Genomic DNA, 15,375 nt, shown 5'->3' with positions numbered 1-15,375 from the left:
ACCTGCGGGGGTGGCCACTGTCGGTGGTGCGTGGCACTGTCGGTGACATGAGTGACCCGAAGCAGAAGCTCACCGCAGACCAGGTCCGCGAGGCCGGTCTCGACGACTGGCGCCACCTCCTCACCGGCATCCGCGCGCGGTTCCGCACCGGCGACTTCGCCACCGGCCTCGCGCTGGTGGACCGCATCGGTGCGGCCGCCGAGGAGGCCGGGCACCACCCCGACATCTCGCTCACCTATCCCGAGGTGATCGTGACGCTCTCCAGCCACGACGTCGGCGGCATCACCAGCCGCGACCTCGACCTCGCCCGGAGGATCAGCGGGTTCGCGGCCGAGGCGGGGGCCACGGCCGACGTCTCCGGGCTCACGCAGCTCGAGCCGGGCCTCGACACCTCGGCGCCCGAGCACCTCGGCGCGTTCTATGCCGCCCTGCTCGGGGGAGAGGTGCGCGACGGTGAGCCCGTCGATCCCAGTGGTCAGGTGCCGGGGCTGTGGTTCCAGGGGCCGGGCGACCCGGGAGAGGTCTCGCACCTGCCCCCGCAGGACCCCGAGCAGCGCTGGCACTTCGACGTCTGGGTGCCCCACGACGAGGGCGAGCGGCGCGTCCAGGCCGTGCTCGACGCCGGCGGCACGCTCGTCAGCGACGCCGAGGCTCCGTCGTTCTGGGTGCTCGCCGATGCCGACGGCAACCGGTCGTGCATCTGCACGAGGCTCAACCGCTGAGCGTTGCGTGCCAGCATTCGAGACTCTCGTTCCACATGGTGGGACGACTGTCACACTTGCTTGACGTCGGACGGTCCCGGCGACGACGGTTGTTACATGCGCACCGAGATTCTTGTACGCACGCGACGCGTGAGCTGAGGTCACACCGACCGCAGCACTCGCGTCCCCCCTCGTCGCCCACCGGGCCGGGGGGCTTTTTTATGGGCTCAGTTGTTGGGCACACCACGTACTTCACGGAAGAGAAGCCATGACGGAGCAGGACGGGAAGGGCAGCGGGGCGGTCTCAGGGGCACAGAGCCTGGTGACCTCCCTGGAGGCGGCCGGCGTCACCGACATCTTCGGCATCCCGGGCGGCGCGATCCTCCCGGCGTACGACCCGTTGATGGACTCCACGCGGATCCGGCACATCCTGGTCCGCCACGAGCAGGGTGCCGGGCACGCCGCCCAGGGGTACGCCGCGGCGACCGGGCGGGTGGGCGTCTGCATGGCCACCTCGGGTCCGGGCGCGACCAACCTGGTGACGCCGCTCGCCGACGCCCACATGGACTCGGTGCCCCTCGTGGCGATCACCGGCCAGGTGGGCGCCTCGATGATCGGCACGGACGCCTTCCAGGAGGCCGACATCCGGGGCATCACGATGCCGATCACCAAGCACAACTTCCTCGTGACCGACCCGGCCGACATCCCGGCCCGGATCGCCGAGGCGTTCCACATCGCCTCCACCGGCCGTCCGGGGCCGGTGCTCGTGGACATCGCGAAGTCGGCGCTGCAGGCGCAGACCACCTTCGCCTGGCCGACCGAGCTGCACCTTCCCGGCTACCGGCCCGTGACGACGCCCCACGCCAAGCAGATCCGCGAGGCCGTGCGCCTGATCAAGGACGCCCGGCGCCCGGTGCTCTACGTCGGCGGTGGCGTGATCCGGGCGCGCGCGTCCCGCGAGCTCGCCCAGCTGGCGGCGCTGACCGGCATCCCCGTCGTCACCACGCTGATGGCCCGGGGTGCGTTCCCCGACAGCCACCCGCAGAACCTCGGCATGCCGGGCATGCACGGCACGGTGGCCGCGGTCGCCGGCCTCCAGAAGAGCGACCTGATCATCAGCCTCGGTGCGCGCTTCGACGACCGCGTGACCGGCAACCTCGACTCGTTCGCCCCCCACGCGCTCGTCATCCACGCCGACATCGACCCGGCCGAGATCGGCAAGAACCGCCACACCGACGTGCCGATCGTGGGTGACTGCAAGGAGGTCATCGCCCAGCTCGTGACACTCCTCCAGACCGAGGGCGCCGACGGTGACTACGAGGCCTGGGTCGCCTTCCTCGCCGGCGTCAAGAAGCAGTACCCGCTCGGCTACGACACCCCGGCCACCGGCCTCGCCCCGCAGTACGTCATCGAGCGGCTCGGTGCGATCGCCGGCCCCGACACGATCTTCACCTCGGGTGTCGGTCAGCACCAGATGTGGGCCGCGCAGTTCATCGGCTACGAGTTGCCCAACACGTGGCTCAACTCCGGCGGGCTCGGCACGATGGGTTACGCGGTGCCCGCCGCGATGGGGGCCAAGGTCGGCATGCCGGACAGCACGGTCTGGGCGGTCGACGGCGACGGCTGCTTCCAGATGACCAACCAGGAGCTCGCCACCTGCGCGATCAACGACATCCCGATCAAGGTCGCGATCATCAACAACGAGTCGCTCGGCATGGTCCGGCAGTGGCAGACGCTGTTCTACAACGAGCGCTACTCCAACACCGACCTGCACTCCAAGCGGATCCCCGACTTCGTCAAGCTCGCCGACGCCTACGGCTGCGTCGGGCTTGCCTGCGAGTCGCCGGAGGAGGTCGACGCCACGATCGAGAAGGCCATGGCGATCAACGACCAGCCCGTCGTGGTCGACTTCCGGGTGCACCGCGACGCGATGGTGTGGCCGATGGTCGCCGCCGGCAGCAGCAACGACGAGATCAAGTACGCCCGGGACCTGGCGCCCGACTTCGACGAGAACGACCTGTGATGGGCCGCCGGTCGAGCAGCGAGCGTGTCGAAACCAAGGAGATCCGATGAGCAAGCACACGTTGAGCGTCCTGGTCGAGAACAAGCCCGGAGTGCTCGCCCGGATCGCGGGCCTGTTCTCCCGCCGCGGCTTCAACATCGACAGCCTCGCCGTGGGGCCGACCGAGCACCCCGAGGTCTCCCGCATGACCATCGTGGTCAGCGTCGAGGAGTCCCCGCTCGAGCAGGTCACCAAGCAGCTCAACAAGCTGGTCGAGGTGATCAAGATCGTCGAGCTCGACGGTCCCGGCTCGGTCAACCGTGAGCTGCTCCTGGTGAAGGTCCGCGCCGACGCGTCCACCCGGGGCGCGGTGCTCGACGCCGTCCAGCTGTTCCGCGCCAAGGTCGTCGACGTCTCGCCCGACGCCGTCACCGTCCAGGCCGTCGGCAACGCCGACAAGCTGTCCGACCTGCTCCGGGTGCTCGAGCCGTTCGGCATCCGCGAGCTCGTGCAGTCCGGGATGGTCGCGATCGGTCGCGGCTCCCGGTCGATCAGCGAGCGACCCCAGCGCCCGGTCGCCGTGCCCGCACCACCCATGGCCGTCTGACCCACCCTCCACACCCAGCACCACCTCGAGAATCCCACCGATGAAGGAGAGCCCCCAGTGGCTGAGATGTTCTACGACGACGACGCGGACCTGAGCCTGATCCAGGGCAAGAACGTCGCAGTGATCGGCTACGGCAGCCAGGGCCACGCCCACGCGCTCTCCCTGCGCGACTCGGGCGTCGACGTCCGCATCGGCCTGCAGCCCGGCTCCAAGAGCCGCGAGAAGGCCGAGGCCGAGGGCCTGCGCGTGCTGACCCCGCGCGAGGCGGCCGAGGAGTCCGACCTGATCGTGATCCTCGCCCCCGACCAGCACCAGAGGAAGCTCTACGCCGAGGAGATCGAGCCCGCGCTCACGCCCGGCGACACCCTCGTCTTCGGCCACGGCTTCAACATCCGCTTCGGCTACATCACCCCGCCCGAGGGCGTCGACGTCTTCATGGTCGCCCCGAAGGGCCCCGGCCACCTCGTGCGTCGTGAGTACGTCGACGGTCGCGGCGTCCCCGTGCTCGTCGCGGTCGAGAAGGACGAGTCCGGCACGACCTGGGACCTCGCCCTGTCGTACGCCAAGGCGATCGGCGGCCTGCGCGCCGGCGGGATCAGGACCACGTTCACCGAGGAGACCGAGACCGACCTGTTCGGCGAGCAGGCCGTCCTCTGCGGCGGCGCCTCCCAGCTGGTGATGTACGGCTTCGAGGTCCTCACCGAGGCCGGCTACCAGCCCGAGGTGGCCTACTTCGAGTGCCTCCACGAGCTCAAGCTGATCGTCGACCTGATGTACGAGGGCGGCATCGCCAAGCAGCGCTGGTCGGTCTCCGACACCGCCGAGTTCGGCGACTACGTCTCCGGTCCTCGCGTCATCACGCCCGACGTGAAGAAGAACATGGAGGACGTGCTCGCCGACATCAAGAGCGGTGCGTTCGCCGAGCGCTTCATCACCGACATGGACAACGGTTCGCCGGAGTTCACCGAGTTCCGCAAGAGGGGTGAGTCGCACCCGATCGAGCAGACCGGGCGTGAGCTGCGCAAGCTGATGGCCTGGGTCAAGTCGCACGACACCGACTACGTCGAGGGCACCTCCGCCCGCTGATCCGTGTGGGCGGTCGAGCGGAGTCGAGACGAGGCGTGCCCGTGAGCAGCTACACGCACGGGCACGCCGAGGCCGTCCTGCGCTCCCACCGGTGGCGTACGGCGGCCAACTCCGCGGCCCACCTCCTGCCCCACCTGCACGGCGGCCAGCGGCTGCTCGACGTCGGGTCGGGGCCGGGCACCATCACCGCGGACCTGGCCCGGCTGGTGGGCGAGGTCGTGGCGCTCGAGGTGTCCGAGGACGCGGCTGCGCTGACGCGCGCCGAGCTCGACCGGCAGGGCATCGACAACGCCACCGTGGTCGTCGGTGACGTGCACGCACTCGACCTGGCCGACGACGCCTTCGACGTGGTCCATGCCCACCAGGTGCTCCAGCACGTCGCCGACCCGGTCGGGGCGCTCCGCGAGATGGTCCGCGTGACCCGCCCGGGCGGTGTGGTCGCGGTGCGCGACAGCGACTACGGCCACTTCTCGTGGCATCCCGCGTCGTCGGGGCTCGACCGCTGGCTCGAGCTGTACGACGCCGCCGCCCGCACCAACGGTGGCGAACCGCACGCCGGTCGGATGCTGCTCGCCTGGGCGCACGCCGCAGGAGCGCGCGACGTCGTGGCGGGATCCTCGACCTGGTGCTTCGCCGACCCGGAGGACCGTGCGTGGTGGGGAGGTCTGTGGGCCGACCGCATCACCACGACCGCCCTTGCCCGGCAGCTGACGGCAGGCGGGCGTGCGACCGAGGACGAGCTCGCGGACGTGGCCGCCGCATGGCGCCAGTGGGCCGCCGACCCGGACGGCTGGTTCTCCGTCCTGCACGGCGAGGTCCTCATCCGGGTCTGACCCGGTGTCGGTGCTGCCCACGGGCTGATCTGGATTTAGGTAAGCCTAACCTCAGGTATACGCTGCCACGGTGCTGGCCAACTACCTGATCGGGTTGCGCGAGGGGCTCGAAGCAGCCCTCGTCGTGAGCATCCTCGTCGCCTACCTGGTCAAGACCGACCGCCGGCACCTGCTGCCCCGCGTCTGGGCCGGCGTCGTGATCGCGATCCTGATGAGCGTCGGCCTGACCCTGGGCCTCGGGCTGCAGAGCCGCCAGCTCACCTTCCGCACGCAGGAGCTCGTCGGGGGCGTGCTCTCGATCGTCGCGGCCGCCTTCGTCACCTGGATGATCTTCTGGATGGCCGGAGCCGCCCGCTCCATCGCCGGCGACCTCCGCGGACGTGTGGACGCCGCCGCCGAGTCGCGCTGGTCGCTCGTCGTCGTGGCGTTCCTCGCCGTCGGCCGCGAGGGCCTCGAGACAGCTCTGATCCTCTGGACCGCGACCCGGACGGCGACCGGACGCGACCTCCCGGACACGGCGCCCGTCACCTGGGAGCCCCTCCTCGCCGCGGTCCTCGGCATCGCGACCGCCGTCGTCCTGGGCCACCTGATCTACCGCGGCGCGGTGTCGATCAACCTCACCCGCTTCTTCGCCTGGACCGGCGCCCTGCTGGTCTTCGTCGCCGCCGGCGTCCTGTCCTACGGCATGCACGACCTGCAGGAGGCCGGTGTGCTGCCCGGCCTCGACCACGTGATGTTCGACGTCACGCACATCCTGCCGCCGGACTCGCTCGTCGCGACCCTGCTCAAGGGCTTCTTCAACTTCTCCCCGCAGACGACGTGGGTCGAGGGCCTCGTCTGGCTGGCCTACGTCGCCGTCGTCCTCCCGCTCTTCCTCCTCAAGATCCGCCGTCGCACGACCCCCACCGCTGCCCCTGAACCCGAAGGAATCCCCGCATGAACCGCACGCTCCTCGCCCTCTGCGGTGCCACCGCACTGGTCGCCACGCTCGGCGCCTGCGGCACCGAGAGCACCGCTCCTTCGGACACGTCGGGAGACGCCGGTGACGTGCAAGCGCTGACGGTCGACTCGTCGGCCGACGCGTGCACCCTCTCCGCCGCCGAGGCCCCCGCGGGCACCCTCACCTTCGACGTCACCAACTCCGGCGACCAGGTCACCGAGTTCTACCTCCTCGACGAGGACGGCCTGCGCATCGTCGCCGAGGTCGAGAACATCGGCCCCAGCATCACGCGGGCGCTGACCGTCAACGCCCCGGCAGGTTCGTACGTCACCGCGTGCAAGCCTGGCATGACCGGCGAGGGCATCCGCGGTGAGCTCACCGTCACCGAGTCCGACGACGAGGTCGAGGTCTCCTCCGACGAGCAGGAGCTCGTCGAGGCGGCCGAGGCCAACTACGCGGCCTACGTCGAGGACCAGTCGGCGCAGCTGCTGGAGAAGACTGAGGAGTTCGTCGGGCTCTACAAGGACGGCGACGACGCCGCGGCCCGCGCGCTCTACCCGGTCGCCCGCACCCACTGGGAGCGCATCGAGACCGTCGCCGAGTCGTTCGGCGACCTCGACCCGCTGATGGACGCCCGCGAGGCCGACCTCGAGCCGGGTCAGGAGTGGAGTGGCTGGCACCTCATCGAGAAGGACCTCTGGCCGCAGCGTGCCGAGGACTACACCGCCCTCACCGACGCCGAGCGCGCGACCTACGCCGACGACCTGCTCGCCCACACCGAGGAGCTCGACACTCGCGTGCAGGAGCTGACCTACACCGTCGACGCGATCGCCAACGGCTCGCGCGGCCTGCTGGAGGAGGTCGCCACCGGCAAGGTCACCGGTGAGGAGGAGTACTGGTCGCGCACCGACCTCTGGGACTTCCGGGCCAACGTCGACGGCGCCCGCGTCGCCTACGAGGGCGTGCAGCCGATCGTGTCGGAGAAGGACGCCGAGCTGGCCGACCAGCTGACGACCCGGTTCGAGGAGCTCCAGGTCCTCCTCGACGCGCAGCGCGAGGGTGACGGCTTCGTGGCCTACGACGAGCTGACGCCCGAGCAGATCAAGGAGTTCTCTGACTCGGTCAACGCCCTCTCCGAGCCGCTCTCGCGGCTGACCGCGGCGGTGCTGTCCTGACCGGGCAGCCCCGCACGCAGCTCAGCAGACGCGGCCTGCTCGGCGGCGGGGCCGCGGTCGCGGGCGTCGCAGGCGCCTTCGCCGTCGGGCGTACGACGGCGCACGCGGACGAGGGAGCGACGGTCGCCACCGGCGGCCGCTCGACGACGTACGCCTTCCGTGGTGCGCACCAGGCCGGCATCGTCACCCCCGCCCAGGACCGGCTGCACTTCGCGGCGTTCGACGTCCTCACCGACTCGCGCGACGAGCTCGTCGACCTCCTGCAGCGTTGGACCCTCGCGGCCGAGCAGATGACGGCGGGGGAGCCCGCGGGCACCGGCGCGATCGACGGCGACGTACGCCTGCCGCCCGACGACACCGGCGAGGCGCTCGACCTCCCCGCGAGCGGCCTCACCCTCACGTTCGGCTTCGGGCCGTCGCTCTTCCGCGACGCCGAGGGCCGCGACCGGTTCGGCCTCGCCGACCGGCAGCCCGAGGCGCTGCGCGACCTCCCGCACTTCCCGGGCGACATCCTCGACCCGGCGCGGTCGGGCGGCGACCTGTGCATCCAGGCCTGCGCCGACGACCCGCAGGTGGCCGTGCACGCAGTGCGCAACCTCGCACGGTTGGGCTTCGGCACCGTCTCGGTGCGCTGGTCGCAGCTCGGCTTCGGGCGTACGTCGACGACGTCCACGAGCCAGTCCACGCCGCGCAACCTCTTCGGCTTCAAGGACGGCACCGCCAACGTCAAGGCGGAGGAGACGGCCGCGCTCGACGAGCACGTCTGGGTGGGCGACGACGACCCGAGGGCGGGCTGGCTCGTCGGCGGCTCCTACCTCGTCGCGCGGCGGATCAACATGACCATCGAGGTCTGGGACCGCCAGCCGCTGGGCGACCAGGAGGCCTTCGTCGGGCGCACCAAGGGCACCGGCGCGCCGCTCTCGGGCGGTGAGGAGATGTCCGAGCCCGACTTCGACATGCCCGGCAGCAACGACCAGCCGGTGATCGCGACCGACGCGCACGTGCGTGTGGTCCACCCGGACGTCCACGGCGGCGCCCGGATGCTGCGGCGCGGCTACAACTTCGTCGACGGGTCCAACGCCCTCGGCGGTCTCGACGCCGGACTGTTCTTCATCGCCTACGTCCGCGACCCCGGCACCCACTTCGTCCCGGTGCAGCTTGCGATGTCTAAGAGCGACGCCCTCGTGGAGTACCTGGAGTTCACCGGCTCGGCCCTCTTCGCCGTGCCGCCGGGGGTAGGGCCGGGGGAGCACGTCGGTCAGTCGTTGTTCGCCTAGCCTTCTCCCATGAGCGACACAGCAACCACGGGGTCGGGCCTCGAGCAGACCCGCCGCCTCGGCGTCGAGACCACGGGCATCGAGATCATCGACGAGTCCGAGCGCACCGCCAGGCCGTCCGACCTCTTCTGGCCGTGGTTCGCGGCCAACGTCTCTGTCTTCGGCCTCAGCTATGCGTCGTTCGTCCTCTACTTCGGCATCTCCTTCTGGCAGGCCGTCGTCGTCTCCGTCATCGGGATCGTCGTGTCGTTCGCCCTCTGCGGGGTCATCGCGATCGCGGGCAAGCGGGGCTCGGCGCCGACGATGATCCTGAGCCGGGCGGCGTTCGGGGTCGAGGGCCAGAAGGTGCCGGGTGTGATCTCGTGGCTGGTCTCGATCGGCTGGGAGACGTTCCTCGCCATCCTCGCGGTCCTCGCCACCTCCACGATCTTCACCCGTCTCGGCTGGGGCGGTGGCACCGGCACCAAGGTCGTGGCGGCCGTGCTGGTCGCTGCGCTCATCGTGGCCGCGAGCGTCGCGGGCTACCACATCATCATGCGGATGCAGTCGGTGCTGACCTGGATCACCGGCATCGTCACCGTCCTCTACATGGCGCTCACCGTCGACGACATCAACTGGTCGGCCGTGCAGGACATCCCGTCCGGCTCCACCCAGGCCGTCATCGGCGCGCTCGTGATGGTGATGACCGGGTTCGGGCTCGGGTGGATCAACATCGCGGCCGACTGGTCGCGCTACCAGAAGCGCACCGCGTCCGGCCCCTCGATCGTCGCGTGGAACACCTTCGGCGGTGCGCTCGCACCCGTCGTGCTCGTGCTCTTCGGCCTGGCGCTCGCCGGGTCCTCGACCGAGATCCTCGACGGCGTCGCGGGCGACCCGATCGGCACCCTCGCCACCCTGCTGCCGACCTGGTTCCTCATCCCGTTCCTGCTGGCGGCGATCCTGTCGCTGGTCAGCGGTGCGGTGCTCGGCATCTACTCCTCGGGCCTGACGCTGCTCTCGCTCGGCGTGAGGCTCAAGCGCCCCCAGGCGGCGGCCGTCGACGGCGTGCTGCTCACCATCGGCACCATCTACGTCGTCTTCTTCGCCGACAACTTCATCAACCCGTTCCAGAGCTTCCTCATCACCCTCGGCGTCCCGCTGGCGGCGTGGGCCGGGATCATGATCGCCGACCTCGCCCTGCGCCGGGGCGACTACGACGAGGAGGCCCTGTTCGACGCGTCGGGGCGCTACGGCGCCTTCGACTGGGCCGCCATCGGCACGATGGTGGTCGCCTCGACCGTCGGATGGGGCCTCGTGGTCAACCTCTTCGCCGACGACGCGTCGTGGAACAACTGGCAGGGCTACCTGCTCGGCCCGCTCGGGCTCGGCGGCAAGGACGGCGCGTGGGCCTTCGCCAACGTCGGCGTGCTCGCAGCCCTGGTGATCGGGCTGGTCGGTGGCTACGTGCTGCGGCGCGGCACCGTGGCCCGCCAGGAGTCGGGAACAGCCTGAGCAGGATCGATGTTCAGGCTCTCGTGAAGATCGAGATCTGGTCCGACGTCGTCTGCCCCTGGTGCTACATCGGCAAGCGCCGCATCGAGAACGCGCTCGCCGGGTTCGCCCACGCCGACGAGGTGGAGGTGCGCTGGCGCTCCTACCAGCTCGACCCGGGCGCGCCGACCGAGCCCACCGAGAGCACCTCGGTGATGCTGGCCAGGAAGTACGGCCAATCACCCGAGGGCGCGCAGCAGATGCAGGACCGGGTCGAGGCCGTCGCCGCCGAGGACGGGCTGATCTACCGGCTGTCGGAGACCCTGCACCTCAACACCGTCGACGCCCACCGGCTGATCCACCTCGCCCACCAGCAGGGCGGCAACGCGCTGCAGGGCCGGGTGAAGGAGGCGCTGCTGAAGGCCTACTTCACCGAGGCGCGAAACGTCGCCGACCACGCCGTGCTCCGCGAGGTGGCCGCGGCCGCCGGGCTCGACGCGACCCGCGTCGACGAGGTCCTCGGCTCCCGCGAGTTCGAGGCCGACGTCCACGCCGACGCCGAGCAGGCGCGCGCCTACGGCGCTACCGGCGTGCCGTTCTTCGTGATCGACCAGAAGTACGGCGTCTCCGGCGCCCAGCCGACCGAGGCCTTCACCCAGGTCCTCGAGCGCGCGTGGGCCGACGCCCACCCGAGCATCGAGATGGTCGGTGCCGGCGAGGAGTGCGGCCCGGACGGCTGCGCGATCTAGCGGGCCTTCTCGCCGGTCGCCGCCTTCTCGGCCGTCGTCTCGATCCGCGCCGCTCGGGTCTCCGGCCGCTTGGCGAGCACGATCCAGGACAGCATCAGCTTCTGCGCCGAGGCCGACCACGACTCCCAGTGCTCGCGCGAGCCCGGGTGCCGCTCGAACGCCGCGGCGAGGTCGTCGGGGACGACGCAGTCCTCGACGTCGTCCATCAGCGTCCACATGCCCGTCTCCTTGGCGGTCGCGACCGCGGCCGCACCGGCCGGCTCCATCAGCCCCGCCTCCTCGAGCCGGGCGATGCGACCCTTGTTGATCCGGGTCCACATGCTTCCGGGGCGACGCGGTGCGAACCACTGCATCGAGCGGTCCTCGTCGACGGGCATCACGGTCGAGTCGACCCACCCGACGCGGAGCGCCTCCATCACGGCGTCCTCGTAGGAGAACGCCCGGTGGGCGGCCCTGCGTGCAGAGACCAGCCACACGCCGGTGGTCTGCGTGTGGTGCTCGCCCAGCCACGCGCTCCACTGCTCGACCGCGGTCGGCTCGAGCCGTTCGGCGTCGTCCATCGCACCCATGCAGCCACCCTGCCCGAGTCGAGTGCTGTCGCGGTAGTGGTCGCCGCAGGGCCGCGCACTCGACGCGACCTGAGGAGTGGGACGGGTTCGGAGGTCGGCGGACCCGCGGGTAGTGTGGGCCGGGCACAGCGTCGTGCAGTCCCGGACCCACCCTTGATCCCTGAGGACCCCGCTGTGAACGCACCCGTCAAGCCTGTCGTACTCATCGCCGAAGAGCTGAGCCCCGCCACCATCGAGGCGCTCGGCCCCGACTTCGAGATCCGCCACTGCAACGGCGCCGACCGCGCCGAGCTGATCCCGGCGATCGCCGACGTCGACGCGATCCTGGTCCGCTCCGCCACCAAGGTGGACGCCGAGGCGCTCGCCGCGGCCGGCAAGCTCAAGGTCGTCGCCCGTGCCGGTGTCGGCCTCGACAACGTCGACGTCAAGGCCGCCACGCAGGCCGGCGTGATGGTGGTCAACGCGCCCACCTCCAACATCGTGAGCGCCGCCGAGCTGGCCGTCGCCCTCATGCTGGCCGCCGCCCGCCACATCAGCCCGGCCCACGCGGCGCTGCGCGGCGGCGAGTGGAAGCGCTCGAAGTACACCGGCATCGAGCTCTACGAGAAGACCGTCGGCATCGTCGGCCTCGGTCGCATCGGCGTGCTCGTCGCGCAGCGGCTCAGCGCCTTCGGCATGAAGGTCATCGCGTTCGACCCCTACGTCCAGGCCGGCCGCGCCGCGCAGATGGGCGTACGCCTCGTCGACCTCGACACGCTGCTCGCGGAGTCGGACTTCATGAGCGTGCACCTGCCCAAGACGCCCGAGACCGTCGGCCTCATCGGTGCCGACCAGCTCGCTGCCGCCAAGGACAGCCTCGTGCTCGTCAACGCCGCCCGGGGTGGCATCGTCGACGAGGCCGCCCTCTACGACGCGCTCAAGAACGGGCAGATCGCGGCCGCCGGCCTCGACGTGTTCGCCACCGAGCCGTGCACCGACAGCCCGCTCTTCGAGCTCGAGAACGTCGTGGCCACGCCCCACCTGGGCGCCTCGACCGACGAGGCGCAGGAGAAGGCCGGGGTGTCGGTCGCCAAGTCCGTGCGCCTGGCGCTGAGCGGCGAGCTCGTCCCCGACGCGGTCAACGTGCAGGGCGGCGTCATCGCCGAGGACGTACGTCCGGGCATCCCGCTCACCGAGAAGCTCGGCCGCGTGTTCACCGCGCTGGCCGGCGAGGTCGCCCAGCAGCTCGACGTCGAGGTGCGCGGCGAGATCACGGAGTACGACGTCAAGGTGCTCGAGCTGGCCGCCCTGAAGGGCGTCTTCGCCGACGTCGTCGAGGAGCAGGTCTCCTACGTCAACGCGCCGTTGCTCGCCGCCGAGCGCGGCACCGAGGTGCGCCTGGTGACCGACTCCGAGAGCCCCGACCACCGCAACCTGATCACCCTGCGCGGCACCCTCGCCGACGGCACCCAGGTGTCCGTGTCCGGCACCCTGGTCGGTCTCGCGCAGAAGGAGCGGATCGTCGAGGTCAACGGCTTCGACGTCGACATCGAGCCCACCACCCACCTGGCCTTCCTCACCTACGAGGACCGTCCGGGCATGGTCGGCACCGTCGGCGGCATCCTCGGCGACGCCAAGGTCAACATTGCCGGCATGCAGGTCTGCCGTCAGGACAAGGGCGGCGCGGCGCTGGTCGCACTGAGCGTGGACTCCGCCATCCCGGGCGAGACGCTGGCCGAGATCGAGGCGGCCATGCAGGCCGTCTCGGTGCGCGCCGTCGACCTGTCCTGACCCGCACGTCGGTCGCTAGGCGACCATCACCCGGCCGGCAGCGCCCTGCGTCGCCGGCCGGGCCGCGTCGGTCGACACGTGCTGCCACGCGGTGGCGAGGCGGCGTACGGCCTCGGTGAGGTCCTCGGCCGAGGCGGTCCACGGAATCCGGACGTAGCGGTCCAGGCCGCCCTCGACCGCGAAGACCGGTCCGGGGGCGACGACGACGCCGCGCCGCTCGGCCTCGACCGTCGTCGCGGTGCCGAGGGGGTCGGGGAGCTCGCACCACAGTGCCAGCCCGCCGTCCGGCACCCGGAAGCGCCACGCGGGCAGGTGCTCGCGGACGGCCGCCACCAGCGCGTCGCGTCCGGTGAGCAGGCGCTGTCGGTGGACCGGCAGGACCTCGTCGGCGCGGTCCATCAGGTCCGCCAGCACGAGCTGCTCGAAGACCGGCGCGCCGAGGTCCATCCCGATCCGGGCGTGGATCAGCCGGTCCATCTCCGCGCGGGGAGCGCGGATCCAGCCCAGCCGGAGGCCGCCCCAGTAGGACTTGCTCGCGCTGCCGATGGTGATCGCGTCCCGCGCGTAGGCAGCCATCGGGTGCGGCATCGCTGCCGCCAGCCCGGGCGCCAGCGCGAGTGCCTGGTGGGCCTCGTCGACCACGACGGTCGTACGGGTGCGGGCCAGCGTCGTCGCCAGCTCCTCACGCTGCGCGTCGGGCATCAGGTGACCGGTGGGGTTCTGGAAGTCGGGGATCAGGTAGGCCAGGCGCGGGGAGGACTGACGCAGCGTGGCGCTCAGCGCGTCGAGGTCCCAGCCGTCGGGGTCGACGGCCGCAGGCACCAGCCGGGCACCCGCGTGCCGCACCGCCTGGGTGGCGTTGGGGTAGGTCGGTGACTCGACCACCACGCGGTCGCCCGGTGCGGTGAAGGCCTGCGCGACCACGGACGCGGCGGCGAGTGCGCCGGCCGTGACCATGATCTGCTCGGGGTCCGTCGGCAGCCCGCGCGCGTCGTAGGCCGCTGCGATGCGGGCCTGCAGCGCGGGCACGCCGAGCGGGAAGTAGCCGGGGCCGCTGAGGTAGGCCGGCAGCTCCTCGGTCGCGCGCTGGTAGGCCTCGACGAGGCCGGGCGGGGCCGAGTGCGCCGCGCAGTTGAGGTCGATGACGTCGGCCCCGCCGAGGCCGGGCAGCAGGGCCCGGTCGTGGGCCCGGCGCTCACCGCCCGGCACGGTCGTGAACGTCCCCGATCCGCGCCGCGCCTCGGCGTAGCCGGCCTCGCGCAGCACCTCGTAGGCGCGGGTCACCGTCGTCCGGGAGACGTCCAGTGCCCCGGTGAGCTCGCGCTCGCTCGGCAGGCGTACGCCCAGTCCGACGCGGCCGTCGCCGATGAGCACCCGCAGGCTCTCGGCGAGGCCGAGGTAGGCGGGGGAGCGGGGGAAGTCGCCCACCAGAGTGGCTATGCGGGTGGCAGTGATCACACGGCTCATGCAGGCCACTGTTCCACGATTGGCTATGTCGGGCAAGGCCAATCGAGCGCATGATGGCCCCATGAGCTCGACCGTCCACGCACCCACGCCCCTCGCCCAGCTCGGCCCGATCGCGCAGCTGCGCGCCGGCCGGCTCGCCCGCCGCCTGCCCCAGCTCTACGTCGGGCTGTTCCTCTACGGCGTCTCGCTGGCGATGATGGTGCGCGGTGCGCTCGGGCTGGCCCCGTGGGACGTGCTGCACTCGGGCTTCGTGCGGCACGTGCCGATGACCCTGGGGCAGGCGGTCATCCTGTTCAGCTTCGTGGTGCTCGTCCTCTGGATCCCGCTCAAGGAGGTGCCCGGTCTCGGCACGATCAGCAACGCGATCGTGGTCGGGCTGTCCGCGGATGCGACCCTTGCCGTGCTCTCGGCGCCCGACGCGCTGTGGGTCCGCATCGTGCTCATGCTCGGCGGCGTCCTGCTCTGCGGGCTGGCGAGCGCGCTCTACATCGGCGCCCAGCTCGGCCGCGGACCGCGCGACGGCCTGATGACCGGCCTGTCACGCCGGACCGGCCTCTCGCTCCGGCTGGTGCGCACCGGACTCGAGGTCGCCGTCGTCGTGATCGGCCTGCTGCTCGGCGGCGTGCTCGGCATCGGCACGGTCGTCTACGCCCTGGCGATCGGCCCGCTGACGCAGCTGATGCTGCCGTGGTTCACCGTCGAGCTGGAGTGATCCGGGCGGTGACGACC

General features: G+C 71.2%; 14 protein-coding genes. 12 read left to right on the top strand and 2 right to left on the bottom strand.

Features of this window, described 5'->3' with window-relative positions:
- The first annotated feature begins 47 nt into the window (after window positions 1–47).
- From BM127_RS07020 to BM127_RS06975, 10 genes are all read left to right on the top strand, one after another.
- Window positions 48–722, top strand: coding sequence for a 4a-hydroxytetrahydrobiopterin dehydratase (locus BM127_RS07020; RefSeq protein ID WP_091196904.1), 675 nt, complete (start codon window positions 48–50; stop codon window positions 720–722).
- 247 nt (window positions 723–969) lie between these two features.
- The gene (locus BM127_RS07015; RefSeq protein WP_091196442.1) at window positions 970–2,724 is read left to right on the top strand and encodes an acetolactate synthase large subunit; all 1,755 of its coding nucleotides are present in this window, start codon (window positions 970–972) and stop codon (window positions 2,722–2,724) included.
- 46 nt (window positions 2,725–2,770) lie between these two features.
- Complete coding sequence (ilvN, locus tag BM127_RS07010; RefSeq protein WP_091196440.1) at window positions 2,771–3,310, top strand: acetolactate synthase small subunit; 540 nt, start codon at window positions 2,771–2,773, stop codon at window positions 3,308–3,310.
- 57 nt (window positions 3,311–3,367) lie between these two features.
- Window positions 3,368–4,396: a ketol-acid reductoisomerase gene (ilvC, locus tag BM127_RS07005; RefSeq protein ID WP_091196437.1), complete on the top strand. Its 1,029-nt coding sequence runs from the start codon at window positions 3,368–3,370 to the stop codon at window positions 4,394–4,396.
- A gap of 41 nt (window positions 4,397–4,437) precedes the next feature.
- Window positions 4,438–5,229, top strand: coding sequence for a methyltransferase domain-containing protein (locus BM127_RS07000; RefSeq protein ID WP_091196901.1), 792 nt, complete (start codon window positions 4,438–4,440; stop codon window positions 5,227–5,229).
- Between the two features lie 70 nt (window positions 5,230–5,299).
- Window positions 5,300–6,169 carry an iron uptake transporter permease EfeU gene (gene efeU / locus BM127_RS06995; RefSeq protein WP_091196434.1) on the top strand — a complete coding sequence of 290 codons (870 nt, stop codon included), beginning with the start codon at window positions 5,300–5,302 and terminating at the stop codon, window positions 6,167–6,169.
- Window positions 6,166–7,344 carry an iron uptake system protein EfeO gene (gene efeO, locus BM127_RS06990; protein WP_091196431.1) on the top strand — a complete coding sequence of 393 codons (1,179 nt, stop codon included), beginning with the start codon at window positions 6,166–6,168 and terminating at the stop codon, window positions 7,342–7,344. Before efeU ends, efeO begins: the two co-directional genes overlap by 4 nt.
- Window positions 7,341–8,621, top strand: coding sequence for an iron uptake transporter deferrochelatase/peroxidase subunit (gene efeB / locus BM127_RS06985; RefSeq protein ID WP_091196429.1), 1,281 nt, complete (start codon window positions 7,341–7,343; stop codon window positions 8,619–8,621). Before efeO ends, efeB begins: the two co-directional genes overlap by 4 nt.
- Before the next feature lie 9 nt (window positions 8,622–8,630).
- The gene (locus BM127_RS06980; RefSeq protein ID WP_091196426.1) at window positions 8,631–10,112 is read left to right on the top strand and encodes a purine-cytosine permease family protein; all 1,482 of its coding nucleotides are present in this window, start codon (window positions 8,631–8,633) and stop codon (window positions 10,110–10,112) included.
- A gap of 23 nt (window positions 10,113–10,135) precedes the next feature.
- A complete protein-coding gene (locus BM127_RS06975) occupies window positions 10,136–10,840 on the top strand; it encodes a DsbA family oxidoreductase (RefSeq protein WP_091196424.1) in 705 nt (234 codons plus the stop codon).
- Here the strand turns inward: BM127_RS06975 and BM127_RS06970 are convergent.
- Entirely contained in the window at window positions 10,837–11,409 is a 573-nt protein-coding gene (locus tag BM127_RS06970; RefSeq protein ID WP_091196422.1) for a YdeI/OmpD-associated family protein, read from the bottom strand. The genes BM127_RS06975 and BM127_RS06970 overlap by 4 nt on opposite strands.
- Window positions 11,410–11,583: 174 nt before the next feature.
- Between BM127_RS06970 and serA the strand changes: the two genes are divergently transcribed.
- Window positions 11,584–13,179 (top strand): phosphoglycerate dehydrogenase, encoded by a 1,596-nt coding sequence (gene serA / locus BM127_RS06965; RefSeq protein ID WP_091196419.1) that lies wholly within the window; start codon window positions 11,584–11,586, stop codon window positions 13,177–13,179.
- Window positions 13,180–13,194: 15 nt separating this feature from the next.
- Here the strand turns inward: serA and yczR are convergent, their stop codons facing one another.
- Window positions 13,195–14,646 (bottom strand): MocR-like transcription factor YczR, encoded by a 1,452-nt coding sequence (gene yczR / locus BM127_RS06960; RefSeq protein ID WP_091196416.1) that lies wholly within the window; start codon window positions 14,644–14,646, stop codon window positions 13,195–13,197.
- A gap of 61 nt (window positions 14,647–14,707) precedes the next feature.
- Between yczR and yczE the strand changes: the two genes are divergently transcribed.
- Window positions 14,708–15,358, top strand: coding sequence for a membrane protein YczE (gene yczE / locus BM127_RS06955; RefSeq protein WP_091196414.1), 651 nt, complete (start codon window positions 14,708–14,710; stop codon window positions 15,356–15,358).
- The last annotated feature ends 17 nt before the right edge of the window (window positions 15,359–15,375 follow it).

The organism is Nocardioides alpinus (assembly GCF_900112035.1).
In the GTDB taxonomy this organism is placed as follows: Bacteria; Actinomycetota; Actinomycetes; order Propionibacteriales; family Nocardioidaceae; genus Nocardioides; species Nocardioides alpinus.
This window is presented reverse-complemented; position numbering and strand designations above follow the sequence as displayed.